25 protein-coding genes and 1 riboswitch are annotated in these 26,437 nt (G+C 46.0%); of the genes, 7 read left to right on the top strand and 18 right to left on the bottom strand.

The window, feature by feature from the left end; all coding sequences use genetic code 11:
* Position 1: 1 nt before the first annotated feature.
* The 3 genes from IC612_RS07370 to IC612_RS07360 form a co-directional block, all read right to left on the bottom strand.
* Positions 2–814 carry an undecaprenyl-diphosphate phosphatase gene (locus IC612_RS07370; protein WP_194739543.1) on the bottom strand — a complete coding sequence of 271 codons (813 nt, stop codon included), beginning with the start codon at positions 812–814 and terminating at the stop codon, positions 2–4.
* A gap of 70 nt (positions 815–884) precedes the next feature.
* Entirely contained in the window at positions 885–1,178 is a 294-nt protein-coding gene (locus IC612_RS07365; protein WP_194739542.1) for a DUF3098 domain-containing protein, read from the bottom strand.
* Entirely contained in the window at positions 1,178–2,077 is a 900-nt protein-coding gene (locus IC612_RS07360) for a cell division protein FtsX (protein WP_194739541.1), read from the bottom strand. Before IC612_RS07360 ends, IC612_RS07365 begins: the two co-directional genes overlap by 1 nt.
* A gap of 138 nt (positions 2,078–2,215) precedes the next feature.
* On the opposite strand from IC612_RS07360, the gene rsmA reads away from it, so the two are divergent.
* From rsmA to IC612_RS07345, 3 genes are all read left to right on the top strand, one after another.
* Positions 2,216–2,992, top strand: a complete 777-nt coding sequence (gene rsmA, locus IC612_RS07355) for a 16S rRNA (adenine(1518)-N(6)/adenine(1519)-N(6))-dimethyltransferase RsmA (protein ID WP_194739540.1) — start codon at positions 2,216–2,218, stop codon at positions 2,990–2,992.
* A 156-nt stretch (positions 2,993–3,148) separates the two neighbouring features.
* Positions 3,149–4,456, top strand: a complete 1,308-nt coding sequence (mgtE, locus tag IC612_RS07350; protein WP_407676052.1) for a magnesium transporter — start codon at positions 3,149–3,151, stop codon at positions 4,454–4,456.
* Between the two features lie 189 nt (positions 4,457–4,645).
* Positions 4,646–4,751, top strand: a riboswitch (SAM-I-IV-variant riboswitch).
* A gap of 47 nt (positions 4,752–4,798) precedes the next feature.
* Positions 4,799–5,047: a hypothetical protein gene (locus IC612_RS07345; RefSeq protein ID WP_194739538.1), complete on the top strand. Its 249-nt coding sequence runs from the start codon at positions 4,799–4,801 to the stop codon at positions 5,045–5,047.
* Here the strand turns inward: IC612_RS07345 and IC612_RS07340 are convergent.
* The 4 genes from IC612_RS07340 to IC612_RS07325 form a co-directional block, all read right to left on the bottom strand.
* Positions 5,044–5,814 carry a TIGR02757 family protein gene (locus IC612_RS07340; RefSeq protein ID WP_194739537.1) on the bottom strand — a complete coding sequence of 257 codons (771 nt, stop codon included), beginning with the start codon at positions 5,812–5,814 and terminating at the stop codon, positions 5,044–5,046. The two genes, IC612_RS07345 and IC612_RS07340, sit on opposite strands and share 4 nt — an antisense overlap.
* Before the next feature lie 9 nt (positions 5,815–5,823).
* Entirely contained in the window at positions 5,824–6,741 is a 918-nt protein-coding gene (locus IC612_RS07335; RefSeq protein ID WP_194739536.1) for a ribonuclease Z, read from the bottom strand.
* A 119-nt stretch (positions 6,742–6,860) separates the two neighbouring features.
* Positions 6,861–7,430 carry an RdgB/HAM1 family non-canonical purine NTP pyrophosphatase gene (gene rdgB, locus IC612_RS07330; RefSeq protein ID WP_194739535.1) on the bottom strand — a complete coding sequence of 190 codons (570 nt, stop codon included), beginning with the start codon at positions 7,428–7,430 and terminating at the stop codon, positions 6,861–6,863.
* A gap of 10 nt (positions 7,431–7,440) precedes the next feature.
* Positions 7,441–8,277 carry a CPBP family intramembrane glutamic endopeptidase gene (locus IC612_RS07325; protein ID WP_194739534.1) on the bottom strand — a complete coding sequence of 279 codons (837 nt, stop codon included), beginning with the start codon at positions 8,275–8,277 and terminating at the stop codon, positions 7,441–7,443.
* Positions 8,278–8,377: 100 nt separating this feature from the next.
* Between IC612_RS07325 and IC612_RS07320 the strand changes: the two genes are divergently transcribed.
* Complete coding sequence (locus IC612_RS07320) at positions 8,378–9,979, top strand: peptide chain release factor 3 (RefSeq protein WP_194739533.1); 1,602 nt, start codon at positions 8,378–8,380, stop codon at positions 9,977–9,979.
* A gap of 208 nt (positions 9,980–10,187) precedes the next feature.
* Positions 10,188–11,444 carry a DUF4349 domain-containing protein gene (locus tag IC612_RS07315; protein ID WP_194739532.1) on the top strand — a complete coding sequence of 419 codons (1,257 nt, stop codon included), beginning with the start codon at positions 10,188–10,190 and terminating at the stop codon, positions 11,442–11,444.
* 31 nt (positions 11,445–11,475) lie between these two features.
* Here IC612_RS07315 and IC612_RS07310 read toward each other — a convergent pair whose 3' ends face one another.
* Complete coding sequence (locus tag IC612_RS07310; RefSeq protein WP_194739531.1) at positions 11,476–11,718, bottom strand: hypothetical protein; 243 nt, start codon at positions 11,716–11,718, stop codon at positions 11,476–11,478.
* Between the two features lie 101 nt (positions 11,719–11,819).
* Positions 11,820–12,959, bottom strand: coding sequence for an acyl-CoA dehydrogenase (locus IC612_RS07305; protein WP_194739530.1), 1,140 nt, complete (start codon positions 12,957–12,959; stop codon positions 11,820–11,822).
* A gap of 143 nt (positions 12,960–13,102) precedes the next feature.
* Between IC612_RS07305 and IC612_RS07300 the strand changes: the two genes are divergently transcribed.
* Positions 13,103–14,884 carry an AMP-dependent synthetase/ligase gene (locus tag IC612_RS07300; protein ID WP_194739529.1) on the top strand — a complete coding sequence of 594 codons (1,782 nt, stop codon included), beginning with the start codon at positions 13,103–13,105 and terminating at the stop codon, positions 14,882–14,884.
* Positions 14,885–15,011: 127 nt separating this feature from the next.
* On the opposite strand, the gene IC612_RS07295 is transcribed toward IC612_RS07300, so the two are convergent.
* On the bottom strand, positions 15,012–15,794 hold the full coding sequence (locus IC612_RS07295) for a zinc ribbon domain-containing protein (protein WP_194739528.1): 783 nt from the start codon (positions 15,792–15,794) through the stop codon (positions 15,012–15,014).
* A 3-nt stretch (positions 15,795–15,797) separates the two neighbouring features.
* A complete protein-coding gene (locus IC612_RS07290; RefSeq protein ID WP_194739527.1) occupies positions 15,798–16,895 on the bottom strand; it encodes a Nif3-like dinuclear metal center hexameric protein in 1,098 nt (365 codons plus the stop codon).
* Between the two features lie 49 nt (positions 16,896–16,944).
* On the opposite strand from IC612_RS07290, the gene IC612_RS07285 reads away from it, so the two are divergent.
* Positions 16,945–17,793 (top strand): ion transporter, encoded by an 849-nt coding sequence (locus tag IC612_RS07285; protein WP_194739526.1) that lies wholly within the window; start codon positions 16,945–16,947, stop codon positions 17,791–17,793.
* On the opposite strand, the gene IC612_RS07280 is transcribed toward IC612_RS07285, so the two are convergent.
* From IC612_RS07280 to rlmN, 7 genes are all read right to left on the bottom strand, one after another.
* Positions 17,794–18,564 (bottom strand): patatin-like phospholipase family protein, encoded by a 771-nt coding sequence (locus IC612_RS07280; RefSeq protein WP_194739525.1) that lies wholly within the window; start codon positions 18,562–18,564, stop codon positions 17,794–17,796.
* A 77-nt stretch (positions 18,565–18,641) separates the two neighbouring features.
* Positions 18,642–20,033 (bottom strand): dihydrolipoyl dehydrogenase, encoded by a 1,392-nt coding sequence (gene lpdA / locus IC612_RS07275; protein WP_194739524.1) that lies wholly within the window; start codon positions 20,031–20,033, stop codon positions 18,642–18,644.
* A gap of 191 nt (positions 20,034–20,224) precedes the next feature.
* A complete protein-coding gene (locus IC612_RS07270; RefSeq protein ID WP_194739523.1) occupies positions 20,225–22,654 on the bottom strand; it encodes an alpha-ketoacid dehydrogenase subunit alpha/beta in 2,430 nt (809 codons plus the stop codon).
* 111 nt (positions 22,655–22,765) lie between these two features.
* Entirely contained in the window at positions 22,766–23,698 is a 933-nt protein-coding gene (locus IC612_RS07265; protein WP_228512933.1) for a polyprenyl synthetase family protein, read from the bottom strand.
* Positions 23,699–23,811: 113 nt separating this feature from the next.
* Positions 23,812–24,711: a hypothetical protein gene (locus IC612_RS07260; protein WP_194739521.1), complete on the bottom strand. Its 900-nt coding sequence runs from the start codon at positions 24,709–24,711 to the stop codon at positions 23,812–23,814.
* On the bottom strand, positions 24,680–25,402 hold the full coding sequence (locus IC612_RS07255; protein WP_194739520.1) for a YoaK family protein: 723 nt from the start codon (positions 25,400–25,402) through the stop codon (positions 24,680–24,682). Before IC612_RS07255 ends, IC612_RS07260 begins: the two co-directional genes overlap by 32 nt.
* Positions 25,402–26,436 (bottom strand): 23S rRNA (adenine(2503)-C(2))-methyltransferase RlmN, encoded by a 1,035-nt coding sequence (rlmN, locus tag IC612_RS07250; RefSeq protein WP_194739519.1) that lies wholly within the window; start codon positions 26,434–26,436, stop codon positions 25,402–25,404. Before rlmN ends, IC612_RS07255 begins: the two co-directional genes overlap by 1 nt.
* Position 26,437 lies beyond the last annotated feature (1 nt).

Genomic DNA, 26,437 nt, shown 5'->3' with positions numbered 1-26,437 from the left:
ACTATTGAAACTGCGTAAAATAAACCAAAAGGACAATTCCTACAATGATACGGTACCAACCCCATGGTTTGAAACCGTATTTTGTCAAAACTCCAATGAAAAATTTTATAGCTACTACCGCTACCACAAAGGCCACTACGTTTCCCACAAGGAAAAGCATAAGGTTATTTCCTGTAAGAAGCATTTCGTAGCCCTTCTGCTCTACGCCTTGGTAGTTCCAGTCCTTTACAAAAACCGAGTACACCGCAACGGCAAGCATAGTAGGGACGGCAAGGAAAAAAGAAAATTCCGCTGCAGCCTTACGCGTTAGATTTTGTTGCATCCCTCCAATGATGGAAGCCGCACTGCGGCTGGTACCCGGCATCATGGCAAGGCACTGCCAAAATCCAATCAGAAGGGCACTCTTATAGGTGACATCTTTTTCATCGTCCACCACTGGATTTTTAAACAGCTTATCAATGAAAAGAAGAACAATGCCCCCTAATATTAGAACAATGGCAATGGGCACGGGGTCTCCCAAAACGGCTTCGATCTTATCATCAAAGATCCATCCCAGAACCAGTGCAGGAACTACCGCTAAGGCAAGTTTAAAATAAAATTTAAGATTGCTGAAGTCAAAGAATTTCTTCCAGTAAAGAAACACCACGGCAAGGATAGCTCCAAACTGTATAGAAACCTGGAACATCTTCACAAATTCGTCTTCCTGAATACCGTAGATGGAACTGGTAAAAATCATGTGCGCAGTGGAAGACACCGGCAAATATTCGGTTAGTCCTTCGATGATGGCAATAACTATTGCTTTTATTAAATCCATAGAGTGTATTAAAAAGACCATCAAGCTAGCGAAGGCTTAATGGCCGTAGGTATATAGTTAAACAGTAATTCTACAGGTCTTTGGGTCTCTTTAGAATAGCGTAGGCTTCTACGCACAGTCCCAGCACCACCAGGAAAGGAGCCACTCGGATCCTAACTACGGAGAAGATGCCTTCATTCCAGACAGCGGGATCGTATTTCCCGTCCACCGTATTGGCATCGGCACCGGTCATAAGAGCGTATCCTACCAGTATCAGCAAAAGGCCTATAAGCATCCATTTATAGTTTTCTTTTGCGAAATAAAAATAACCCTTTGAGTGGTTCTCTGTACCGCTTTGCGATTCATCGTAGATCTTCTTACCCATTAGTTGTAGTATAAATCGTCAATGTTCGTCTTAAGAAATCTCCAGGTTGCAAAAATGGTACTTACCACGGTGATCAGGACTCCCACCCCAATAATTAAAAGGGCTAAATAGAGATAATTCACATCGTTCTGGTTGAATTCCTGCCCGATCTGACTGGTGAAGTAATACCACACGCCAAGTAGCGCTGCAATTCCTATGAAAGCCCCTATAAGTCCAAGTAGAACTGCTTCCAGGATAAACGGCTTTAAGATAAACCTGCGGCGGGCACCTACCAGCTGCATGGTTTTGATGATGAAACGTTTGGAGAATATTTTAAGTCGGATGGAATTGTTGATTAAAACTACAGCCAAAACCAAAAAGAGAAGGGAGAATCCAAGGATCCACTGTAAGATGCGGTTCAAATTGTTGTAGACGTCTACCATGAGGGAAGAGTTGTTTTTCACTTCCACTACCCCCGGAACACTTGCAATCTGCTGAATGGCGCCGTCGATTTTCTTGGGATCGACATAGTCGGGCTTAAGGGCCACCTCTACAGACGAAGGAAATATATTGGTGTCGAAAAGCGCTTCGCTGTCAATTCCCATACTCTTTTTTGCCTCCTCGCTTGCCATCTCCCTGGAGATGTATGTAGCGCGCTTTACCGCAGGAAGAACCTGAATTTTGTCAAAAGCAGATTTTTCCAGCTTTGCAATCTTTAAAGAGTCTTTGGCATCGTAGTTCTCGTCAAAGTAGGCATTTACTACAAGCTGCTCCTTGATATAATCCGAGTATTTTTGGGCATTGATAAGGATCATTCCCATAAGTCCCAGTAAAAACAGAACCAACGCAATGGATATTACCACGGTGATGTTGCTTGAACGCAGGCGTCGCTTGTTAAAATCGTCTACAGATTTGGCCATCTAATCAAATTTTTCGGCTAAAATAGAAAAAAACTTCCGAAATTTGCGGGCAGAAGTGATAAAATCCGTGTTAAAAAAAACACAGCAATGGTTTGATTTTCTCAGGAATTTTTAAGACCCTAACCAACCCCACCAAACATGAACGTCAGAGCAAAAAAACACCTGGGACAGCATTTTTTAACCGATGAGAACATCGCAAGGAAAATAGTGGATTCGTTGCCACTTACCCCCTCGGATTTGGTCCTGGAGGTGGGCCCCGGTACAGGAGTACTGACTAAGTATTTGTTAGAGAGTCCGGCCCATGTGTTTTTGGCGGAGATCGACACCGAATCGGTTGCCTACCTCAAACAGCACTACGACGCGCTAGAGGAATCCAGCTTTATTGGGGATTTCCTAAAAACCGATTTTTCCTTTGCCTCAGGAAAACAGGTCCAGGTCATTGGTAACTTCCCCTATAATATATCCTCCCAAATACTTTTCCATGTAGTGGACCATGTCCTGAAGGTTCCTACAGTAGTGGGAATGTTTCAAAAGGAGGTAGCCGAACGTACGGCTAGTGCCCCGAGAACAAAGAGCTACGGCATACTGTCTGTACTTATTCAAGCCTACTATGACGTGGAGTACCTTTTTACCGTCCACGAAAACGTGTTCAATCCTCCGCCCAAAGTAAAATCGGGCGTGATACGTCTAACGCGCAATATTAAGCCGGGCCTTGAAGGAAACGAAGTCCTTTTCAAACGCATTGTAAAGGCAGGTTTTGGCCAAAGAAGAAAGAAACTAAGCAATTCGCTTAAGGTCCTGGGAATCCCCGAACCTATGCAGTCGCATCCGTTTCTCGATCAAAGAGCCGAGGAGCTATCTGTTGCGGATTTCATTGATTTCACCCTACTCTGGCAAGAGTCTATAAACAGTTAACCCTCGGCTTGCAGTATTGTAAAAGCGCTTTAGTACTAATTACTGAGCCAATTTCTGTAAATTTGCAAAACCCTAGAATTAAAATAGTTTTTCATCCTAAAATACAGCGTTTTGACTGAAAGCACACTACAGCAACACGACCACCTCAAGGAAGCCATTTCTCTTCGCAGCGTAAGTGAGGTCTCCTCCGTGCTTTTAGAGATGGAGGCAGTGGACATTGCCAAACTATTTGAAGAGCTCGACACCGAAGGACAGAAGTTTGTCTACGACTTAATGGGTAACGAGCAATCCGCAGAGATGCTTCTGGAGATCGATGAGGACGAAAGGAAAAAATTCTTAACGCAGCTCTCCTCCAAGGAGATCGCCGATGAGATCATCAACGAGATACATTCCGACGATGCGGCCGATATCATCGCAGAACTTCCCGAGAAGCAGCAGGATGAAATCATTCAGCATTTAGATGACGAGGAGCATGCACAAAACATCGTGGATCTACTCCGCTACGACGAAGATACCGCCGGAGGTCTTATGGCCACTGAACTAGTGCAGGTACGAGAGGATTTATCCATAATTGCTGCGGTAAAGGAAATGCGGAAGCAAGCCGAGGAACTGGAAGAAGTCTACTCTATTTATGTAGTGGATGAGACCAATAAACTCTTAGGAATTTTAAGTCTTAAAAAACTACTTACCACTTCTTCAGCCACAAGAGTTTCTGAGGTTTACAACTCCAAGGTTCGCTGGGTCAAGGACTCTGACGAAGCGGAAGAAGTAGCCCGTTTCATGCAGCGTTACGACCTTTTTGAAGTTCCTGTAGTGGATGCGTTGGGAAAACTTGTGGGAAGGATCACTATAGACGACGTGATGGACTTTGTAAAGGAAGAAACTGAAAAAGACTACCAGCTTGCCTCAGGTATCTCCAGTGATGTGGACCATACCGATACCATCTTCAGCATGACCAAAGCAAGGCTTCCATGGCTTTTCATTGGAATGGTAGGGGGACTTGTAGGTTCGCGCGTGCTGCAGGGCAACCAGTCGGCACTTCAGAACGTACCTGCCTTAATGTTCTTTGTACCACTTATTGCCGCAACAGCGGGAAACATTGGAGTACAGGCTTCGGCAATCATCGTACAGGGTCTTGCCAACGACACACTGGGCAAGGACACGTATAAGACGCTACTTAAGGAGGTCAGCGTTTCGGCGGCTTCCGGTGTAATTCTGGCTATTTTGATTTTCGGCTTTAACCTCCTTTTCAACCACCACGACCTTACGGTCTCCCTTACCATCTCTATTTCGCTACTGGCGGTAATACTAGTGGCGGCTGTCATTGGTACGGTGGTACCTATCATTCTTGATAAAAACAAAATCGACCCGGCCATTGCCACAGGACCCTTCATCACCACCTCAAACGACATCCTTGGAGTACTGATCTACTTCACCATTGCACGTCTCATGCTGCATATGTGATAGAGCCTTGTACGCAGGTACTTAACTGTTATGCATGCCCACATTCACTTGATACCTCGATACAAGGGAGATACAGAAAATCCAAGAGGTGGAGTGCGTGGAGTAATCCCTACCAAGCAGTCCTACTGATACAAGAAAAGTATACTATATATGTGCTAGAGCAAGTTACTTTTTTTAGTACATTTGGAGTTCATTCATCAGGAGCATTTCCTACACTAGAGGAAGTCACCAACCGAGAATAGCATTCCACGGTGGTTTAGTATGAGGACACAAGCGGTCAAAATATAATGCTTCTCCCTCCCTTTTGAATGGTTAGTTAAATTCACGTGAAAACATTTTAAGATGAAAAACGACCATTACGGATTCTCCGAGCGCTTTAGAACAATGTCCGGCGCCGAGTTAGTACGAACCTTTAACGAGAAGACCGTGACGTTCCAACCCGTTACTGCCTCTCATTTCTTTTTTTATGCCCTGCTAAAAGAAATGGAATTTCAGGGCATAGATACCAGCGTGCTGTATGTGAAAGGAGGCATCCAGCTAAGACGGCAAGTGGCACTACGCTACGGGAGACTAGAATTGCTAAACACTTAAGGTGAAAAATCCCCACTTACCCCCAGTCCAAAAAGTGCGTAATCGTACTTTCCCGGGTCCTTAGGATCGAGCGTTCGGACAATCAGGTCCAACTCCTCCACTGCCTTCCAGTCGTTCTGCCGGCGGGAAAGGATACCCAGTGCCCGTGCGATATTTCCAACATGCACATCCAATGGAAGCGAGAGTTTATGAGCGGGATGCGTCGTATAGAGCCCAAAATCCACTCCTCTACTGTCCCTACGGACCATCCACCTAAGGAACATTAAAAGCCTCTTGGCCGCCGAGTTTTTATAGGTACTGCTTACGTGCTTGCAGGAGCGGTGGGTACTCTCCAAGAGAAAAGCACAGCGAAATCGGTACAGGGCATGGTAGTAGTTTTCCTCCTGCTGCAAAGGAAGCAGCAGGGGCTCTAGACTTCCATATGCTGAAAAAATTCTCTTGAGATGGCCGGCAAAATGTGCAAAATCTTCACCACTGAAAGTCCGGTGAAGTGGTAGACCTTCAAAAGACTGTAGATCCTTTCGGGAATGGTTAAGTATAAAGTCGTGGGGAGAATTTCCCATCCAGTCTAACATTTTTTCTCCCGATGCGATAATGCTTTTACGGTTTCCCCAGGCAATGGTGGCCATAAGAAAGGCCATGATCTCTGTATCTTCTCGAGAAGAAAACCTATGAGGAATCTGTATGGGGTCGGAATCAATATAGGAAGGATGGTTGTATAGATCCACCTTCTCATCCAAAAAATCCTTCAGCATTTCCCTCTCCATCTAAATAGTTTATTTGATCTCCACTGGCTGAAGCGCTACAGGGAGATAAGTCTCAGCAAAGACCTCGCGCGCCTCTTTAGTAAATACCGAAAGATCGTGGTAGCGGTTGGAGAAGTGTCCAAGGATGAGCTTGCCCACGCCCGCCTTGCGGGCAATCCGCGCGGCCTCCAGTGCGGTGGTGTGTCCGGTATAGTCAGCCATTTTCTTTAGATCGTGTAGAAACGTGGCTTCGTGGTACAGCACATCCACACCTTCAATAATAGGAACTATGCTTTCCAGGTAGCGGGTATCGCTGCAGAAGGCATAGGACACGGACTTGGTAGGATCATTGGTAAGAGTCTCGTTTTTAAGAACGTATCCGTCGGAGAGAACAAAATCCTTTCCGCGCTTTAAGTTATGGTAGTCACAGGTTTCGATCTCCGGATATTTGGAGATTTCCGCCATGTTCAGGTGCCTGTCCTTGGGTTTCTCGCGAAAAAGGTAGCCATTACAGTATACTCTATGGTCCAAGGGAATCGTGGATACCTCAATACGACTGTCCTCATAGATTACCTCACTCTTCTTACTATCGAGCTCGTGGTACACAACTTCAAAACCTTTATGGGTATCGGTCAGGCGAAAGATGGTCTCGAGCATTTCTTGGATGCCTTTCGGACCGTAGATATGAATAGGTGTTTCTCTGCCCAAAAGCCTAAAAGAAGCAATAAGCCCCGGAAGACCAAAACAATGGTCACCGTGGAGGTGCGAGATGAAAATGTGGTTTATCTTTGAAAAGCGTGCTTTGGCCTTGCGGAGTTGGACCTGTGTACCCTCACCGCAGTCAATGAGAAAGTGGCGCTCCTCCATCTCGAGAAACTGCGCCGTAGGCGACGAGTTTACGGTTGGTATCGCGGAATTATATCCCAGAATGGTCAGATGTGCGCTCAAAGAGTGGATTTATTTAGTTAAAGCTGGCTGCAAAGGTATAAAATTTTCTTTGCAGAGCATGCGCTGCAAGGAGTTAGGTACGATAGAAATAGTCTCTTTAAGCGATAGCCTTTCGAAGGTTATTTTAAATCCTCAAGCCACTGGTCCAGGGCCCTCTTACGGTGGGATATCTGGTTCTTATCCTCTGGGAGCATCTGGGCAAAAGTGAGTTCGTGACCCTCGGGTACGAAGATGGGATCGTATCCAAATCCTTTATATCCGCGGTGCTCGGTGAGAAGATTGCCGTAAACCCGTCCCTCGTAGTACTTAGGGCCTTGGGATGTATAATAGCAAAGTACCGTAATGAAATAAGCGCGGCGGTTTTCCACGCCTTCCATTTCCTCTAGGACCTTCGCTATGTTTTTATCGAAATCGTGGTTGGAGGCGTAGCGTGCTGAATAAATTCCAGGCCTTCCGTCGAGGGCTTCAACAACGAGACCCGAATCGTCCCCTAACGAATCTACCTGAGTATTTTCGTAACAGAATTTCGCTTTTATAAGTGCATTCGCGTGAAAGGAATCCCCGTCTTCTTTTATCTCTTCTAAAAGGGCATAATCCGAGAGGCTTTTAATATGGAAGTGGCTCGAGAGAATTTGTTGGATTTCTTCTTTCTTATGGATGTTGTGGGTGGCTACAAGGAGTTCTTTCATTAAAAGGAATTTATTCGCTGTGGTGGATTTCGTATTTGTAGGTGAAAAGATAATAGAAAACGCCAAGCAAGACAAGTCCTAGCGCAAGAAGCAGGTATACAGAGATACCAAAATACTCAGCAAAACTCTCGGTACCTCCTACGTAGATAAGGACTGCTGCAAGGGCGTTGTTGAACATATGAAGCAAGATCGCCAGAAAGAGCGATTTGGTTCTTTCATAGACGTACCCTATGGCTGCTCCCAGGAGTACGGCACCTACAAATTGCCACGGGTTGGCATGTACCAATCCAAAAAGAAACGCTGCGATCCAGATTGCAGCCTTTGCGGAGTACCCCCGATTAATAAGGCCTTTCTGGATGATCCCGCGAAAAACGATTTCCTCAAATACCGGGGCCATCAGAACAGCCATTAGAATCATTCCCCAAAGCGAGGAGGTTAGCTGCTCCATCATCTCGGAGAAATACTCGTAGAGTGGTCCAAAGACAGGTCCTGAGATAGGAATCAGCGAGGTAAAGAATTCAGCGATAAATATAACGCCGAGCATAAGCGGAAACACCAAAAGGTAGGTAGAAAGGTTCTTCGTGGAAAAATTGAACCTTAGGTGCTTTCCGGTCTGAGGCCGGCAGATAAAATAATCAAACGAGAGAATGGCCCCACTCCACATCACCAGGTTCAAAAGCACCATATACCAGGTTTCAAACTGGTAGTTCACCTTAAAAAGCATCATCATTAGTACATTAATGATAGAAAGAGCCATGGCAGGCACAAAGCCGCCAAAGAACAGGGCTGCTGCGCCCTTCCAGTCGAATCGGTACTTAGGAAGAGCTTGGTTGGGGACTTGAGACATCCTTAAAGGGTTTACCGCAAATATAAAAAAAGTCTCACCTTATCCCTAGCGTTTTCTCATCTCGCTAAAAATCACGATTTTTGCACCCACAAATTACCTTATGTCCGAATTACTAGAACAAATACAGAAAAGAAAAACCTTTGGTATCATTGCCCACCCGGATGCCGGAAAGACTACCCTTACGGAAAAGCTGCTCCTCTTTGGAGGCGCTATCCAGGAGGCCGGAGCCGTGAAAAGCAACAAAGTAAAGAAAGGAGCCACTTCCGACTTTATGGAGATCGAAAGGCAGAGAGGAATCTCTGTAGCCACCTCCGTGCTGGCCTTTGAATACCGCGGGCATAAGATCAATATCCTCGATACTCCAGGACACAAGGATTTTGCAGAAGATACCTACCGCACCTTAACGGCCGTAGACTCGGTTATTGTGGTGGTCGATGTTGCCAAAGGGGTCGAGGAACAGACCGAGAAATTAGTTCAGGTATGTCGGATGCGTAACATTCCGATGATCGTATTTATAAACAAACTGGACCGTGAAGGAAAGGATGCCTTTGACCTATTGGATGAGGTAGAACAGAAACTGGGCCTTACAGTCGTTCCTCTGTCACTTCCCATCGGTATGGGCGGGGATTTTCAGGGCATATACAACCTCTGGGAAAAGAACATTGAATTTTTCCTGGAAGAGAAAAAACAGCGCGTTGGGGAGTCTGTAAAGATCACCGATGTTACGGATCCAAAGGTGGATGAGCTGGTCGGCGAAAAGGCGGCTGCTACACTTCGCGAGGAACTGGAACTCATTGAAAGCGTCTACCCCGAATTTAACCGGGACGATTATATGGCCGGAAACCAGCAGCCGGTATTCTTTGGTTCGGCCTTAAATAATTTTGGAGTACGCGAGCTATTGGATGCATTTATCGATATTGCGCCAAATCCACAGCCCAAGGAATCAAGCATTCGGTTAGTACGTCCCGAGGAGCCACAGTTTACCGGTTTTGTATTTAAGATCCATGCCAATATGGATCCCAAGCACCGCGACCGCCTGGCTTTTGTAAAGATCGTATCAGGGACCTTTAAGCGCAACGAGAACTACCTACTTGTTCGGGAGGGAAAGAAAATGAAGTTTGCTGCGCCCAGCGCTTTCTTTGCCGATAAAAAAGAAATCGTAGACCAGAGTTTTCCTGGCGACATCGTGGGTCTGCACGACACTGGTAACTTCCGTATTGGAGATACCCTAACCGCGGGAGAAAAACTGCAGTTTAAAGGAATTCCTAGTTTCTCTCCGGAGCATTTCCGCTATATAAACAACGACGATCCGTTAAAGGCCAAGCAGCTCGCAAAAGGCGTCGACCAGCTTATGGACGAGGGTGTAGCCCAGCTTTTTACTCTGGAAATGAACGGAAGAAAAATCATTGGTACCGTTGGGGCACTTCAGTACGAGGTAATCCAGTACCGACTCGAACATGAATACGGTGCTAAATGCAGCTACGAACCCCTCTCCATTCATAAGGCGTGCTGGGTGGAGGCAGACGAGAAAAGTGAGGAATTCAAGGAATTTGCACGTTTAAAGCAGCGTTTCTTAGCGCGCGATAAATACAACCAACTTGTATTTTTAGCCGATTCATCCTTCACCATCCATATGACTGAGGAGAAATTCCCAAGTATTAAGCTGCATTTCATCAGTGAGTTTAAAAGGGAGAATGCTTAAATAGAAATAAGACAGTTTTTTTCAGTACCAAGGACCGCCCGTAGCGGTCCTTATTTTTTGAAAAGTAGTTGTAAAACTCCATTACAATACCCTTACAATGAGCGCATTATAATTTTTACAAGTGGGTAGTAAAAGGTACTGGCATTCCTTATAAAAAAGAGGAATGCAAATTGCACTAGAGCAGTGCAAATCTAATTGTAACCTATCAATGAAGAACAGTATCAGTATCCTACTCCTGGCAATGGTTTTTGCCGGGTGTTCACAAAAAGAAATCAAAGAGGCCCGCGAAACCATGCGCAGTGCCGATAGTCTTATAAGTTCTACCAAAGAGACGGTAAAGGCGGTAGATTCCCTTACGCAGATCGTAAAAGACACTGCTGCACTGAACCGCGTCGTAGTTCCTGAAATAGAAAAAACAAAGCGAAGCGTAGAGAAAGTCATCACTTCAAATGCCAAGAGCCTGGACTCCATCAGTGCCGTTATCAAGAGTTCCACAAAGACCATTCAAAAAGGCCGAGAAATCCTTATCGACATGGACTCGGCCAGGGCAGTACTGGAAAACTCTTCCTCTCCCCTGGATGCCCTTGCCACTATAAGCAAAACACTGGATAAGATTTCTACCAGCATACAGAACGAGCCCCAGACTTCGGACTCTAAGCAGCCTACTCAGGAGCCTGAGTCTAAGGCCTCTAATGGGAGTGCCAGTGAGCAGCAGGAACCGTCTATGGCTCCCGCGCCAGTACCGTTAATGCGATCAGGAAAAGTAGAAATTGAAACAGAGGATTTTTCAGCAGCAACCAAGCTGACCCAGGAGCTCATTAACAGTTATGGTGGAGAGATCCAGTACGAGAGTTTTGCGCGGGCAGAGGACCGAAACTCACGCGAAATTCGCGCAGAGGTCCCTTCACAGTATTTCGATCGTTTTCTAGAGGAACTCTCTTCAGTAGGACTTATAACCAGTAAAGAGCTCGAATCCCGGGGCTCCGGCTCTGCGCCAAATGCTACGATGGCCCAAGTGGAAATACGGTTAATTGATATGGGACCTGTAGCGGCGCAAAGTCCGTTGGAGTCAGACAGTACTGCTACAGTAGAATCAAGCACGTATAAAGACAAAAGCGCCTCGGCGTTCATGAAAGGACTGGACCTTTTTAAAAGTGCCCTTTTGTTTGTGCTTCCTGCCTGGCCCTTTCTTCTCATTGCAGCGCTTGTTTGGTACTTGGTATACCGCTTCAGGAGACGAAAACAAGTGCCACAAAGTGATGTATTCGAAGAGGAGCGAACTGCCTCAGGGTATAATTCGGAAGATAGCGACTATAAGAGACCTAATGAAATGGAGAATAAGGAAAATACAACTCATGAGTCTAACCTAGAGACAAAATCTCCTTCGTACGAAAGCTCGAATAGTTCGCCCGAGTCATCAAAGGAGGAAGAAGATCCGTGGGCTAAATACAAACCCAAGCAGTAACCAAAAGAAAAGTCCCCCGCGGGACTTTTTTTTAGAGTAAGCCTGCCCCCTCCAGATAAAGGTACCCTCCTACAAGGGCTACCAAAAGAAGCGCCCCATAGATATAGGTTACGATCTTTTTGCCCTTAACTAAAGACACTACAAAGAGACCAAAGATTCCTACAAGAAGCAGCGGTATTTTAGTCAGCGGATCTTCTATAAATGCGGAGGCCACAATGGCCATAAGGGAAAGTAGATGAATTACCGCATGGCGTTTAAGCAGGTAGTTTTTCATGGTAGTACAATGAGGGTTGTAGTATAGTTTTTAAACTGAAGTTAGGAAAAAAGGCAGTCCTTCAAGACTGCCTTCCTTTGTTATAGTATACCTAATATAAGTTACTTTGCAATACTTCTGGAAATAACAATTTTCTGAATTTCCGAAGTACCTTCGTAAATCTGCGTGATTTTCGCATCGCGCATCATACGCTCCACGTGGTATTCTTTCACATACCCGTACCCACCGTGGATTTGCACCGCTTCAATTGTGGTGTCCATTGCTACTTGGGACGAATACAGTTTGGCCATTGCTCCACTCTCGGATATGTCCTTGCCTTCGTCTTTCTCCACCGCTGCCTTGAAGCACAGCATTCTAGCTGCAGTGATTTGCGTAGCCATGTCTGCCAGTTTAAAGGCAATCGCCTGGTGGTTGATTATCTCGGTGCGGAATGCCTTTCTCTGCTTGGCATAGTTAAGGGCCAGTTCGTAGGCTCCGGATGCAATTCCAAGGGCCTGGGAAGCAATCCCGATCCGTCCGCCATTAAGTACCGCCATTGCGAAATTAAATCCAAACCCGTCTTCACCGATACGGTTTTCCTTTGGTACCTTAACATCGGTAAACATCAAAGAATGCGTATCACTTCCCCGGATTCCCAATTTATCTTCCTTAGGGCCTATTTCAAATCCTGCCCATTCCCTCTCTACGATAAAGGCGTTGATTCCTTTGTGTTTTTTCTCAGGGTCGGTCTGGGCAATCACTACATAGTAGGAAGCAGTACCACCGTTGGTAATCCAGTTTTTCGTACCGTTTAAAAGGTAGTAATCTCCCATATCCACGGCTGTGGTTTTTTGGGAAGTGGCATCGGATCCTGCTTCAGGCTCTGAAAGAGCAAAGGCTCCCAATTTTTCTCCAGAGGCCAGTGGAACCAGGTATTTCATTTTCTGCTCTTCACTTGCAAACTTCTCTATTCCGGCGCAGACCAGGGAATTGTTCACAGACATAACCACAGCCGCAGAAGCGTCCACCTTGGCAATCTCTTCCATAGCGAGCACATAGGATACGCTGTCCATTCCGGCGCCACCGTATTTAGGGTCCACCATCATTCCCAAAAGACCCATCTCTCCCATTTTCTTCACCTGTTCGGTGGGAAACTTCTGGTCGCGGTCTCTTTCTATTACACCTGGCAGAAGCTCTTTCTGTGCGAAATCCCTTGCTGCCTGCTGAATCATTAAGTGTTCTTCAGATAAACTAAAATTCATAACTTTTTTAAATTGTTTGCCGGCTAAAATACAATTTTCGCATGGACCTATAAAATAAACTTTTTTTGGAGTTTAGATAAAAAATGATACATTTACGAATATCAAAATTAATATACAGTTAACTTAAAAAAACACCAATAATTATGTCCATCCGAAGACTCTTTGACATTCCCCACCAGGCTTTGGTGAAATTTCCGAACGAAGCAATGTTCGTTACCAAATATAATGGAGAATGGAAGAAAACATCCACCAAGGAATTTGTCAGTTTAGGAAATAAAGTCTCCCGAGGCCTTCTCAAACTGGGAATCAAACCAGGCGATAAGATTGCCCTAATCACTACGGCTTCTAGAACCGAGTGGGCAGTGATGGATCTTGGAATCTCTCAGATTGGAGCCGTATCGGTTCCGGTCTACCCTTCCATTTCTTCCGAGGACTACAATTATATATTCAATAACGCAGAGGTAAAATACTGTTTCCTATCCGATAAGGATCTTTATGAGAAAGTAGCTGCCATCAAACAGGAAGTCTCTACCCTACAAGGCGTATTCTCCTTTGATGAAATCCAGGGAGTACCCAACTGGATGGAAGTGGTGGACATGGGCGCAGACGATGCTAATCAGGGCGAGGTAGAAGACATTTCCTCTACCATTAATCCTGAGGACCTTGCCACCATTATCTACACCTCAGGCACAACCGGTAAACCCAAAGGCGTTATGCTAACCCACCAGAACATTGTCTCCAACGTTCTTGCCTCCGACCACAGGATACCTAGAAGACGGGGTATTGACTACAGGGAAGTAAAAGTACTAAGCTTCCTTCCTATCTGCCACATCTTTGAGCGTATGCTTTTTTATCTGTTCCAGTTCAATGGATTTGCCATTTACTTTGCAGAGAGCATTGAAAAGATGGGAGACAACATCAAGGAAGTGCAGCCGCATTACATGAGTGTGGTGCCAAGGCTTTTAGAGAAAGTCTACGATAAGATCTACGATAAAGGCACCAGCGCAGGAGGAGTGAAAAGTAAGATCTTTTTATGGGCTCTGGGCGTAAACCGGCGCAAGAAACAAATATCCAGACCTTCGGGATTCTCTGAAGTGCTTGCCGACAAGCTGGTATTCAAAAAATGGAGAGAAGGACTGGGAGGAAATATTATTACGCTGGTCTCTGGTTCTGCTGCTCTTTCCTCAAGGCTGAACTATTTGTTTCAGAATGCAGGAATTCCGATTCTAGAAGGCTACGGTCTTACGGAGACTTCTCCGGTAATCTCTGTGAACTCCTTTGAGCGAATGAAAGTAGGAACCGTTGGACACCCACTGGATAATCTGGATGTGAAGATCCAGGCCGATGGAGAGATTACGGTAAAAGGACCAAGCGTGTTTAAAGGCTATTTTAAGAACGAGCAAATGACCAGTGAGGCATTTACTCAGGACGGATACTTTAAGACAGGAGATATCGGCCACATCGATGAGGAGGGCTTCCTTCATATCACGGACCGTAAGAAAGAAATGTTCAAGACCTCAGGTGGTAAATACATCGCTCCACAGGTAATTGAAAACCTAGCCAAGGCTTCCAAGTTCATTGAGCAAATCATGGTGGTGGGTGAAGGCGAGAAGATGCCGTGTGCATTTGTTCAGCCGGACTTTAACTTTGTACGCAGCTGGGCCGAGAGAAAGGGCTATAAACTGGGAGATACTCCTAGGGAAATGGCGCAGAGCCCAGAGCTTAAAGCCCGAATTGAAAAAGAGATTGACTATTTGAACACCAAGCTTGGAAACTGGGAACAAATAAAGAAAATCCAGATCACTCCGGAAGTTTGGAGCATAGAGGACGGACAGCTTACGCCAACCTTAAAACTAAAGAGAAAAGCTATAAAAGAGCGCTATATGGATCTCTACCGCGCTATGTACGGAGAGGAAAAAGCATAACACTTTGGTACTTTATAACTTTCAGCAGGACCTTTAAAGGGGTCCTGCTTTATTTTATATTGAATACTCTATACCAATGAAAAAAGCCACCTTAACAGGTGGCTGTATGTAAAGAAAAAACTATTTCTTATTGGAATTTGATGATTTCCTTCATTTTCTCGGACTCCTCCATTACTAAATCATCGTCCACTAAGATCTTACCACTGTGCTCGTCGATAATGATCTTCTTTCTTTGGGCGATTTCCATTTGCTTCTGAGGTGGAACCATAAAGAAAGATCCTTTGGGTGCGCCTCTCTCAAGTCCTACTACAGCAAGACCGTTTGCAGAGTTGTCACGGATCTTCTGATACGACTTTAAAAGACGCTCGTCGATCTTCTGAGAAAACTCCTTGGATTTTTCAATTAGGTAGTCTTCTTCTTTCTGCGTCTCAGAGATAAGTCCCTCTAGTTCTTCTTTTTTGAATTTAAGGTGGTTCTTGAATTCTTCGATCTTAGTGGTAAGTTCCTCTAGACCTTCTTTCTTGAAATCGATCTTAGCAGAATGCTCTTTGATTCTTTTCTCAGAAAGCTGGATTTCCAGTTCCTGGTATTCTATCTCCTTAGCAAGGGCTTCGAATTCCTTGTTGTTTCTAACGTTGTCCTGCTGCGCCTTGTATTTTTCGATAAGCGTATTGGCATGAGCGATTACCTCGTTTTTCGTGTTGATCTCCGCAGTCTGCTCCTGAATCTCGCTTTCGAACTTCTGGGCTCTTTTTTCCAGTCCTTCGATTTCAATTTCCAGATCTTCCACTTCAATAGGAAGCTCTCCGCGGGTATTGCGGATCTCATCGAGTCTGGAATCGATGATCTGTAGATCGTACAGCGCTCTTAGTTTCTCTTCAACTGATATTTCGGTTGTTTTCTTAGCCATATGTTATTGAAAATAATTAACAGGATTAGTGTTTTCCCTAGATTTAGAGATTGCAAATTTAGGAAATTTTTCCGACAATAGGTCAAATAATTGTCCTACAACGAACTGCTCGGATTCGTAGTGGCCGATGTCAAGAATCACCATACGGTTTTCCCCTTGAAAGAAGTCGTGGTACTTAACGTCCCCCGTGATAAAGGCATCAATTCCTTTCGAGAGTGCCAGAGGTATATACTGTGCTCCGGATCCTCCCAAAACCCCTACCTTTTGGATAGGCCGCCCTATTAAGCTACTGTGCCGGATGACAGGAACATGGAAAGTCTCCTTTACAAACTCCAGAAACTCCCTACTTTCCATAGGACGCTCGAGCTCCCCGTAACGGCCTAGACCCAGATACTGGTTATCGTTAACGATTGGAGTCATCTGATAGGCTACCTCTTCGTAGGGATGCGCCTCTAAAAGCGCGGAAATAACCCTTCCTTTCTTGTAGCGCTCCAGAATCACTGCTACCCTATGCTCCGATACTTTCTCTAGTTCCCCCAAATCTCCCAAGAAAGGATCTGCCCCCGGACGCGGTCTAAACTGCCCTTCCCCTTCCAAGGAGAAACTGCACCGATCGTAATAACCAATCGATCCGGCGCCGGCTGCGAACACTGCGTCCAAGACCTTCTGCTTGTGCTCAGAGGGCACCTGGAAGGAGAGTTCGTACAGATCTTCCTTTTTTGGATCCAGGACTTTCTGCTCCTTTAGACCCAAAGCGTTACAGATCCGGTAATTTACTCCCAAATAGTCGTTATCGAGGGCCGTATGCACCGCAAAAATGGCGATCTTATTCTCTATAGCCTTGAGCAGTGCACGTTCTACATAGTTCTTTCCCGTGAGGGACTTGATACCTCTAAAAAGGATGGGATGAAAGCACACGATAAGATTACGGCCGAGTTCTATCGCTTCCTCTACCACCTTCTCCAGTGCATCGTGGCAGACCAAAATCCCGGTTATTTCCCTTGAAGGGTCTCCGCACAGAAGCCCCACATTATCAAAATCTTCCGCCTGAGCGAGGGGAATTCTACTTTGAAACTCAGAAATGAATTGGGTTATCGTCATTTTTGTTATGTTTGTAGCGAAATTAGTGATAATTTTCAACTACTTCTCTATGCAAGAACATCCGCACCTGGAAAGGGAGTTCCGTTATATTCCCGAAAAAGCCAAGTGGAAACGACAGCTCTGCCGCATCATTTACCGTGCGGATACGCCGATGGGGAAACTCTTTGACATTTCCCTTCTTATCCTGATATTCGTAAGCACCTTCATTGTCATGATGGAGAGTGTGCCGTCCTTTGACCTAAAGTACCATACGATCTTTGTCACCCTTGAGATTATTATTTCGGTGATCTTTACCATTGAGTACGTACTGCGTATCGTTACGATCCGCAATAAAAAAGACTACATATTCAGTTTCTTTGGAGTGATTGATTTCTTAGCTATCGTTCCGTTTTATTTAAGCCTCTTCTTCCCAGTCACCAAGTTCTTCCTTATCATCCGGATGCTTAGGATGCTTAGGATCTTTAGGATCTTAAACCTCCTGGATTTTATGAACGACGGCTTTTTAATCGTTAAAGCCCTTAAGAGCAGTTCTCGAAAGATATACATCTTCCTTCTGTTTCTAATGATTTTCTCAGTGGTGGTGGGCTCCATGATGTATATGGTGGAAGGCCATAAGGCAGGTTTTGAAAGTATCCCGCAGAGTATCTACTGGGCGGTAGTTACGGTAACTACCGTAGGGTATGGGGACGTCTCCCCTACCACGCCCTTGGGGAAATTCTTTGCCATCGTCCTGATGCTTGCCGGTTACTCCATCATTGCAGTTCCCACGGGAATCGTAACGGCCGAGATGCGCAACAAGAGGCAAAACCTGGAGAAAACCTGTCCACGGTGTAAAAATGAGGATATTGACGATGATGCCAACTACTGCAAAAAATGCGGGGAGAGCATTGTGCACTAACTAAAGAAGTACACTGCTGTAGGAACTTTTCGCAGCCTCGTACCCGATGGCAAACATCTCGTCCAGTCGAGGCTTCTTACTCTCAAACATACTGTAATTGGCCAGTTCTACGGGATTTATAAACCAATCGCATACGGTACTTTTTCCAAGCTCACTCTGCGAGGTCATAAGGTCGTAGGCCCTGGAGGTGATATCCAGAAGACTTTTTAAATCCCCCGTTTGAATCTTTTTCTGGGGAGAAAAATACACCCCTATGATTTTTCTTGCGTCGTACTTAAGTACGTCGGCAGGAAAATTATTTAAGATACCACCGTCGTTGTAGAGCGAGCCCTGAATTTTATAGGGCGTAGCAATCATGGGCACGGCGCACGAGGCAATAATTGCATCACTAACCTTTACGCTGGGCCCAAACACTTCTATTTTCCCCGAAACCATGTTGGTAGCAGTAATGCGTACCGTTTTATGGAGATCCCCTATCTTCATGTCGGAGAAAATAGGGTCCAGGTATTTTTTAAAGACGTCGGAATGGATGAATCCTCCCGGCCGCGTAAGGGCAAAGTGGTTCCACCGGAAAAAATACACGCTCTTAAAAAACGCCATAATTTCCTGTGGGCTCTTACCTACCGCATAGAGGCTGGCTACAATAGCCCCAGCACTGGTTCCCGAGAGAATATCCGGAGCAATACCCTTCTCATTTAAAAAGGTAAGGACCCCTGCGTGGGCTACCCCCTTGGTACCCCCACCCGAAAGGGCAAGTCCTAAACTGTACATAGCATAGTTATTTATGGGTAAAAGTACAAAAAAACCGCAGCGATACAGCTGCGGTTGTAGTATAGTTTTGTAAGGGATTAGATATGGATAACTTCTCCGTATGCTGCGGCCACCGCCTCCATGATCGCCTCAGAGACCGTTGGGTGCGGGTGAATGGATTTAATGATTTCATGCCCCGTAGTCTCTAATTTTCTAGCTACCACTGCCTCAGCGATCATATCCGTTACGCCTTCTCCGATCATATGGCATCCGAGCCATTCTCCGTATTTGGCATCAAAGACTACTTTGATGAACCCGTCGGTGTTCCCGTTGGCCGTAGCTTTACCACTGGCCGAGAGCGGAAATTTACCTACCTTAATCTCGTAGCCTTTCTCCTTAGCCTGTTTCTCGGTAAGACCCACGGAGGCAATTTCAGGGGCGCAGTAGGTACATCCCGGGATATTTCCGTAGTCGATTTTTTCGGTGTGGATTCCTTTGATTTTCTCTACGCAGGTGATCCCTTCGGCAGAAGCCACGTGGGCAAGTGCCTGGGTCGGGATGATATCACCAATGGCGTAGTATCCCGGAACACTGGTCTCGTACCATTCGTTTACCAGCACGCGACCTTTGTCGGTCTTAATTCCTGTTTCTTCTAGTCCTATATTTTCAATGTTAGCCGTAATACCCACTGCGGAGAGAAGGATATCGGCCTCTAAGGTTACCATTCCGTCCTTGGTTTTCACACTGGCTTTTACGCCCTCACCACTGGTATCCACGCTTTCCACAGAGGAAGAAGTCATGATATTGATACCTGCTTTTTTAAGGGATTTCTCAAGGTGCTTAGAGATTTCCTCGTCCTCTACAGGAACGATGTTTGGCATGAACTCCACTACCGTCACCTTTGTACCCATCGTGTTATAGAAATCTGCGAACTCCACGCCAATGGCGCCAGAGCCCACTACGATCATGCTTTTTGGCTGCTCTGCAAGAGAAAGTGCCTGGCGGTATCCAATTACTTTCTTTCCGTCCTGAGGAAGGTTAGGAAGCTCTCTGGAACGTGCACCGGTAGCGATGATGATATGGGAGGCAGATAGTTCAGATACTTTTCCGTCTTTATCGGTTACCTGCACTTTCTTGCCGGGCTTCACCTTAGCCTCACCCATCACTACGTCGATTTTGTTTTTCTTCATCAAAAACGAAATACCCCCGCTCATCTTAGTGGCTACCCCGCGGCTTCTCTGAATAACTTTTGAGAAATCGAACCCTGGGTTTTCCACCTTATTGAGTCCGTACTCCTCGGCATGGTTCAGATAATGAAACACGTGTGCTGATTTTAAAAGCGCCTTAGTAGGAATACATCCCCAGTTAAGGCAGATACCTCCTAGGTTTTCCTTTTCTATAATAGCGGTCTTAAAACCCAGCTGCGATGCTCTGATTGCAGTTACGTAACCTCCGGGACCACTCCCGACAACAATGATATCGTAGTTCATTTGATAAGTATTTAACTACAAAAATACGGAAAAATTTCTGGAATTCTCCTGCCCCAATCGCTGACATTTCTCTTGCTTCTAGGGCTGTTGTTTCTCTTTCAAAGCAATAAAAAGAACTGCCGTAAAAGACAGTTCCTTTGGTTTATACTTTTTGGCCACTACGTGCCACTGCTTAACTTTCCTCCTACGGCTTAGAGCGCAGGGTATTTCGATGGATTCACCTCATGGAATAGCATATAGATCTTCTCTACCATATCGTCTACGGAAGGCTTGGAAAAATAATCCCCGTCGCTGGCGTAGGCCGGTCGGTGGTCGTTCGCACAGATGGTAAGAGGATCGCTGTCCAGATGGCGGAAGCCTTTCTGCTTTTCCAGCACCTGTTGCAGGATAAAGGCAGAAGTTCCTCCCTCTACATCCTCATCAATTACTGCAAGACGGTTGGTTTTCTTTAGACTCTCCACGATATCGCTGGAAAGATCAAAAGGAATCAGAGACTGCACGTCGATCACTTCGGCAGAAATTCCAAGCTCTGAAAGTGCCTCGGCAGCTTCCATGACGAGTCTCCACGTGGAGCCGTAGGTCACGAGGGTAATATCGGATCCCTCACGGGTAGTTTCTACTTTTCCTACCGGTACGGTAAACTCTCCGAGATTCTCCGGCTGGCGCTCTTTAAGGCGGTAGCCATTAAGACACTCTACGATAAGGGCCGGCTCGTCGCTCTGAAGCATGGTGTTATAAAATCCTGCCGCTTTCGTAAGGTTTCTAGGAACCAGGACGTGGATTCCTTTGGAAAGATTTAAAATCCCCGCCATAGGAGATCCGGAATGCCAGATTCCTTCCAGTCGGTGGCCGCGGGTACGGATGATAAGAGGCGCCTTTTGTCCTCCACGGGTACGGTACTGTACGGTGGCCAGATCATCGCTCATGCCTTGGAGGCAGTACAGGATATAATCCAGATACTGAATCTCGGCTATGGGCCTAAGTCCGCGCATGGCCATACCTAGACCTTGTCCCAGGATCGTAGCCTCACGAATTCCGGTGTCCGCTACACGCAGCTCTCCGTATTTTTCCTGCATTCCCTCAAGTCCCTGGTTCACATCACCGATGTTTCCGGCATCTTCCCCAAATACTAGGGTCTGCGGGTATTTTTCAAATATCTTGTCAAAATTGTTTCTTACAACTACCCTTCCGTCCACTTCCGGGGAATCCTCGGAATACACCGGCGGCACCTCTTTAACTTCCGTTACTTTTTCACTACTTTGGGAGTAGAGATGAGAGGAGTAGTTTTCTTTTTCCTGCGCAAAAAGGGCTTGGAACTTTTCCTCCAGCGCTACTCTTTGCGGCGTACTGGAACTTCGTGTAAGAAGAAGAGCGCGTCGCGCCAGATGGAAGATATCTTTCTTGGCCTTGGACACCAGCCCTTCAAATTTTTCCAGTTCTTTTTGAACCTGCACACTCTCAATTGCAAGGTCCTTTACCAGCGGAAGTAATGCTGCGTTAATTTCCTTGATTGCTCCCTGGTAGCTTTCCCAGGCTTTTTTCTGTCCCTCGCGGGTTATTTGCTTGGCCTCGGCATCGATTATGTCGAGTTCCTCTACCGTGGCAAGAATATGCTCGGAGCCTTCAATCTCTACCGAATAGCTAAGGATCCACTCACGGAACTTCAGAAGCCCGTCGTATTTGCTTTCCCATTCCAGGCGCTCGCCGTTCTTGTAGCGCTCGTGGGATCCCGAGGTGGAGTGCCCCTGCGGCTGGGTGACTTCCACTACGTGGATCACCACAGGCACACTGTGGTTCCGTGCAAAATCTTCAGCCTTGGCGTAGGCATCCAAAAGCGCCGGGTAGTCCCAGGCTTTCACCTGGATGATCTCGCAGCCTTGATTCTCTCCCTGTTTTCTCTGGAAACCCGAAAGCATCTCAGAGATGTCTTTCTTGGCTCTCTGGTTGTGGGTAGGAACCGAAATCCCGTAGCCGTCGTCCCAGATGGAAACCACCATCGGAACCTGAAGAGCGCAGGCAGCGTTTAACGATTCCCAGAAATGTCCTTCGGCAGTTGAAGCATCCCCTATGGTACCGAAAGCCACTTCCCTACCTTTGGAGGAGAATTTCTCGCTTCCTTCAAATTCCACCTCCTTGAATACTTTGGAGGCAAGGGCAAGACCTAAGAGACGTGGCATCTGCCCTGCGGTCGGAGATATATCGGAAGAGATGTTCTTTATTTGGGTAAGGTCTTTCCAGGTTCCGTCCGGATTCAGAGTACGGGTAGCAAAGTGCCCGTTCATCTGTCTTCCTGCCGAAGCCGGTTCCCTTTCAACGCTAGTATCTGCATAAAGCTGCGCATAGAAACTCTCTACCGACAGGGCGCCGATCGCAAGAGCGAAGGTTTGGTCCCGGTAGTATCCGGCGCGCCAGTCTCCATTGCGGAAGACTTTAGCCATGGCCAGCTGCGGCAGTTCCTTTCCGTCGCCAAATATTCCGAACTTGGCTTTTCCGGTCAGAACCTCACGTCTTCCCATAAGGGACATCTCACGAGAAATTCTTCCCAGCTTGTAGTCCTCAAGCACGGTTTTTTTAAAATCCAGAAAAGAAATCTGCTGGGTTTCTATATAGGTTGTCTGCATGGGTCTTAATTGATTTTTACAAAGATAAGATTTTTGTTCAAATGCAAAAAAGGCCCCTGCATTTTATCAAAATCGCAATAGGAAAAACAAGAAAAAACAGGTAAAACAGCTCTAAAACTTACGTTCAATGACGTAGTCGAGCATCTGGTGAAGTGAGGTTTTGGCCTCTGAATCAGGGAATTCATTAAGCAGCGCCTTAGCTTTTTGCTGGTAGCTCTCCATCACTTCCACGGCGTAGGTAAGTCCTCCGGATTCCTTGACAAAATTTATCAGTTCCTTAACGCGTGAAGACTTCGTATTGTAGCGCTTTATGGTCTGAAAATGGTATTTACGGTCCTTTTCAGAGGCTTCTCTTAAGGAATAAATTAGAGGCAGGGTCATTTTCTGCTCCTTGATGTCGATACCCACGGGCTTTCCAATCACATTGCTGCTTAAGTAATCGAACAGATCGTCCTTTATTTGGAATGCCATGCCCGTGTAGGTCCCAAAATCCTTCATCTTTTCGGCAAGCGCCGCATCAGTTGATGTGGAAAGCACCCCTACTTCGCAGCAGGCCGCAATAAGGGTTGCGGTCTTCTGACGGATGATCTCGTAGTACACTTCCTCAGTGATATCTAATTTTCGGGCTTTCTCAAGCTGCAGCAGTTCCCCCTCACTCATCTCACGAATGGTCCGAGAAATAACGGAAAGAAGGTCGTACTCTTTATTGTCGGTGGAAAGAAGAACGGATTTAGCCAGAAGATAATCCCCTACTAGGACCGCAATCTTGTTCTTCCAAAGCGCATTGATGGAGAAAAAATTCCTGCGCTTATAGCTCTCATCCACCACGTCGTCGTGTACCAGCGTAGCCGTGTGTATAAGCTCTATCATCGAGGCTCCACGAAAGGTTTTTTCCGTTACCTCACCCACAAGCTTGGCACATAAAAACACAAACATCGGTCGCATCTGCTTGCCTTTGGTGGTCACGATAAAACGGGTGACTTTATCGAGTAAAGGCACACTGCTTTTCATCGATTCATAGAACTTTTGCTCGAAAAGCTTCATTTCGCCGGCAATCGGCCTTTTAATATCTTCTACAACAGTGGACACAGAACTCTATAGGCTTTGAAAAGGGTTACAATCTTACAAATATAAAGCTTTTCACCCTACAGAAAAATTTATCTTAGCTTTTCAAAGGGCACAAAGTACAGCATAGGCTCGGCTGAAAGAAACTTATAGGTAAAACGCTCGCCCGCAATATACAGGCCCTTCTCTGTTGCAGTGAGGGACTCGATCTGCCCTAGTCCCGAGGCAAGACCCAGATAGTGTTTCTTGTACGGAAGCGAAAAATAATTGCCTCGGAAGTCCCTTTGAAACACGGAAAGATAGACTTCCATCTTTTTGGTATAGCCGATAAGATACAGGGTTTCTTCATGCACCGCTGCATCGGTTACAAGATACCCCAGTTCTATACGCTCCTTTCTTTTAAGGGTCTGCTGTAAACCCGACTCCATCGTTGGATCCAGCTCGTAGCGGCTCGTTCCAAGGCTCTTCCACTCTTTTGTGAACAGGTGCAGCATCCTTTTGTCAAAGACCATCGCCTCCATGTCAAAATCATGTGCATGGGGCAGGTCCCTTATTTCTTTTTGCTCTTCAAAATCAAAAGAAAAGCTCCGAAGTATCTCACCGGATTCAGGCACTACTTTATAGATCTTTAGATCCTTTCGGTTTCCCCAGTTGTTTCCAAAATCCCCGATGTAAAGGAATCTCCCGTCCCCGGTTAGGGCCTCCCAGTCGCGGTTTTTTTCTGCGATATCTACCCTGGAGCGCACCGAACCTTGCCCTGGATCCAAACGGTAAAGCGCGGCGGGGTTTCCACCGTCGTTCAGTGCATAAAGCTGAGAATCCAGATAAAAGAGACCGGATATTTCTTTTAACTCCTTTTCTAGTGATGCAATCTTGTAGGGCTTAAGTTTTAGCCACTCTTCCCTAGGCTGCGAGGTGCAGGAATAGAGAAAAGAGAATAATACAAGTAGAAAAATTTTTTTAACCATAGCGTTTTCGTCTGTAGAGTGCATGCTGGACTTTAAAAAGGTCACGCACCAAACCAAAAATAAGTAAAATTCCCCCCACCAGAAGACTTCCGATACCTAAATAGGAAAATAGTACGCCTCCTAGTATTCCTCCTAGGAAAAACATCAAAATAATTATAAGGCGAAGGCGTATGGAGCGGTAAAGCTGCGCTTTTTTCTTGAGGTCCGAATAAAAAAACAGCTGCGAACATTCAATGCCCAGGTCGGTAAAAAGACCGGTAAGGTGCGTGGTGCGCACCACCGAGTTGGATATGGTTGTAACCAGAGAGTTCTGCATGCCCATGGCAAATAATAATAGCAGGGCTATAAGGTCGGGCGAATAATCTAGCAGTGCTTCTCCCCAAATTCCAAGGCAAAGCAGTATGCCCGCCTCAATAAGCGTTGGAATTACATACATCCTGGACTCGCGAAGACGGTAGATTTTCTCTACCAGGAAATTAGAAAAGAATGCGCCTAAAAAAAACATCAGCACATACAGAAACACATGCAGGGCCGCCGTATACTTTAAGTCAAAGACTTCCTTTACCATAAAAGCAAAATGGCCCGTGACGTTGGTGGTAAGCACGGCAACGGAGAAAAAACCTACTACATTTACAAGGCCTGCGACCAGGCTTAAGAGCGAAGCTAAAGAGAGGTTGTGGGCATTGGTTCTGGACTTACCCTTATGAAGAAACATTAGTCTGTTGCTTTATTGGCCAGCTGTCCGCAGGCCGCATCAATATCGGATCCCCTGCTTCTTCTAACCATAACGGTGATTCCTGCGCGGGTGAGTTCCCTTTCGTAACGCTCCTCGGCCTCTATGCTCCGATGGTCGAACTTACCTTCACCAATGGGGTTGTACTGGATTAAGTTTACCTTGGAAGGCACTTGACGGCAGAATTTGATAAGGGCCTGTATATGCTCCATGGAATCGTTTATACCTTTCCATACGCAGTATTCAAACGTAACCACCGAGCCAGTTTGCTCGTACCAGTAGCGAAGGGCTTCCATAATGTCTGTGAGAGGAAACTTCTCTGAGAAAGGCATGATTTCGTTTCGGGTGGATTCGATTGCTGAATGCAAGGAAAGTGCGAGCTTAACCTTAAGGTTCTCATCGGCCAGCATTTTTATCATCTTGGGTATTCCGGAAGTAGAGACTGTTATCCTACGCGGAGACATGCCCAGCCCGTCCGGCTGCGTGATCTTACGGATGGCTGCTACAACGTTCTTATAGTTCATCATAGGCTCTCCCATACCCATAAATACGATATTGGAAAGAGGCCTTTGGAAATGTTCCCTACTCTGACGGTCAATAAGTGCTACCTGATCGACAATCTCTGCAACCTCCAGGTTTCGCATACGCTTTAGGCGCGCCGTGGCACAAAACTCGCAGTTGAGCGAGCATCCCACCTGACTCGAAACGCACGCCGTGGTGCGTGTAGGCGTAGGGATAAGCACGGATTCTACAAGTAATCCGTCATGAAGCTTCACTCCGTTTTTAATCGTCCCGTCCTTAGACTGTTGAAACAAATCCACAGAAAGGGGCTTAATAATAAAATCCTTTGCTAGACGCTCTCTAAGCTCTTTCGAAAGATTGCTCATATCCTCTATCGAATGCTGGTTCTTGCTCCAGAGCCAGTCGTATACCTGCTTTGCACGAAAGGGTTTTTCGCCAAGCGCTACAAAATAGGCAGTGAGTTCTTCAAGGGATAAGGTTCGTATATCTTTCAAC

This window comes from Planobacterium oryzisoli (assembly GCF_015354315.1).
In the GTDB taxonomy this organism is placed as follows: Bacteria; Bacteroidota; Bacteroidia; order Flavobacteriales; family Weeksellaceae; genus Planobacterium_A; species Planobacterium_A oryzisoli.
This window is presented reverse-complemented; position numbering and strand designations above follow the sequence as displayed.

Bases quoted from the DNA above. Each gene is read 5' to 3' on its own strand.
- IC612_RS07370 (WP_194739543.1), bottom strand. From the start codon at position 814: ATGGATTTAATAAAAGCAATAGTTATTGCCATCATCGAAGGACTAACC.
- IC612_RS07365 (WP_194739542.1), bottom strand. From the start codon at position 1,178: ATGGGTAAGAAGATCTACGATGAATCGCAAAGCGGTACAGAGAACCAC.
- IC612_RS07360 (WP_194739541.1), bottom strand. From the start codon at position 2,077: ATGGCCAAATCTGTAGACGATTTTAACAAGCGACGCCTGCGTTCAAGC.
- rsmA (WP_194739540.1), top strand. From the start codon at position 2,216: ATGAACGTCAGAGCAAAAAAACACCTGGGACAGCATTTTTTAACCGAT.
- IC612_RS07345 (WP_194739538.1), top strand. From the start codon at position 4,799: ATGAAAAACGACCATTACGGATTCTCCGAGCGCTTTAGAACAATGTCC.
- IC612_RS07340 (WP_194739537.1), bottom strand. From the start codon at position 5,814: ATGGAGAGGGAAATGCTGAAGGATTTTTTGGATGAGAAGGTGGATCTA.
- rdgB (WP_194739535.1), bottom strand. From the start codon at position 7,430: ATGAAAGAACTCCTTGTAGCCACCCACAACATCCATAAGAAAGAAGAA.
- IC612_RS07325 (WP_194739534.1), bottom strand. From the start codon at position 8,277: ATGTCTCAAGTCCCCAACCAAGCTCTTCCTAAGTACCGATTCGACTGG.
- IC612_RS07320 (WP_194739533.1), top strand. From the start codon at position 8,378: ATGTCCGAATTACTAGAACAAATACAGAAAAGAAAAACCTTTGGTATC.
- IC612_RS07315 (WP_194739532.1), top strand. From the start codon at position 10,188: ATGAAGAACAGTATCAGTATCCTACTCCTGGCAATGGTTTTTGCCGGG.
- IC612_RS07310 (WP_194739531.1), bottom strand. From the start codon at position 11,718: ATGAAAAACTACCTGCTTAAACGCCATGCGGTAATTCATCTACTTTCC.
- IC612_RS07305 (WP_194739530.1), bottom strand. From the start codon at position 12,959: ATGAATTTTAGTTTATCTGAAGAACACTTAATGATTCAGCAGGCAGCA.
- IC612_RS07300 (WP_194739529.1), top strand. From the start codon at position 13,103: ATGTCCATCCGAAGACTCTTTGACATTCCCCACCAGGCTTTGGTGAAA.
- IC612_RS07295 (WP_194739528.1), bottom strand. From the start codon at position 15,794: ATGGCTAAGAAAACAACCGAAATATCAGTTGAAGAGAAACTAAGAGCG.
- IC612_RS07290 (WP_194739527.1), bottom strand. From the start codon at position 16,895: ATGACGATAACCCAATTCATTTCTGAGTTTCAAAGTAGAATTCCCCTC.
- IC612_RS07285 (WP_194739526.1), top strand. From the start codon at position 16,945: ATGCAAGAACATCCGCACCTGGAAAGGGAGTTCCGTTATATTCCCGAA.
- IC612_RS07280 (WP_194739525.1), bottom strand. From the start codon at position 18,564: ATGTACAGTTTAGGACTTGCCCTTTCGGGTGGGGGTACCAAGGGGGTA.
- lpdA (WP_194739524.1), bottom strand. From the start codon at position 20,033: ATGAACTACGATATCATTGTTGTCGGGAGTGGTCCCGGAGGTTACGTA.
- IC612_RS07270 (WP_194739523.1), bottom strand. From the start codon at position 22,654: ATGCAGACAACCTATATAGAAACCCAGCAGATTTCTTTTCTGGATTTT.
- IC612_RS07265 (WP_228512933.1), bottom strand. From the start codon at position 23,698: ATGAAGCTTTTCGAGCAAAAGTTCTATGAATCGATGAAAAGCAGTGTG.
- IC612_RS07260 (WP_194739521.1), bottom strand. From the start codon at position 24,711: ATGCACTCTACAGACGAAAACGCTATGGTTAAAAAAATTTTTCTACTT.
- IC612_RS07255 (WP_194739520.1), bottom strand. From the start codon at position 25,402: ATGTTTCTTCATAAGGGTAAGTCCAGAACCAATGCCCACAACCTCTCT.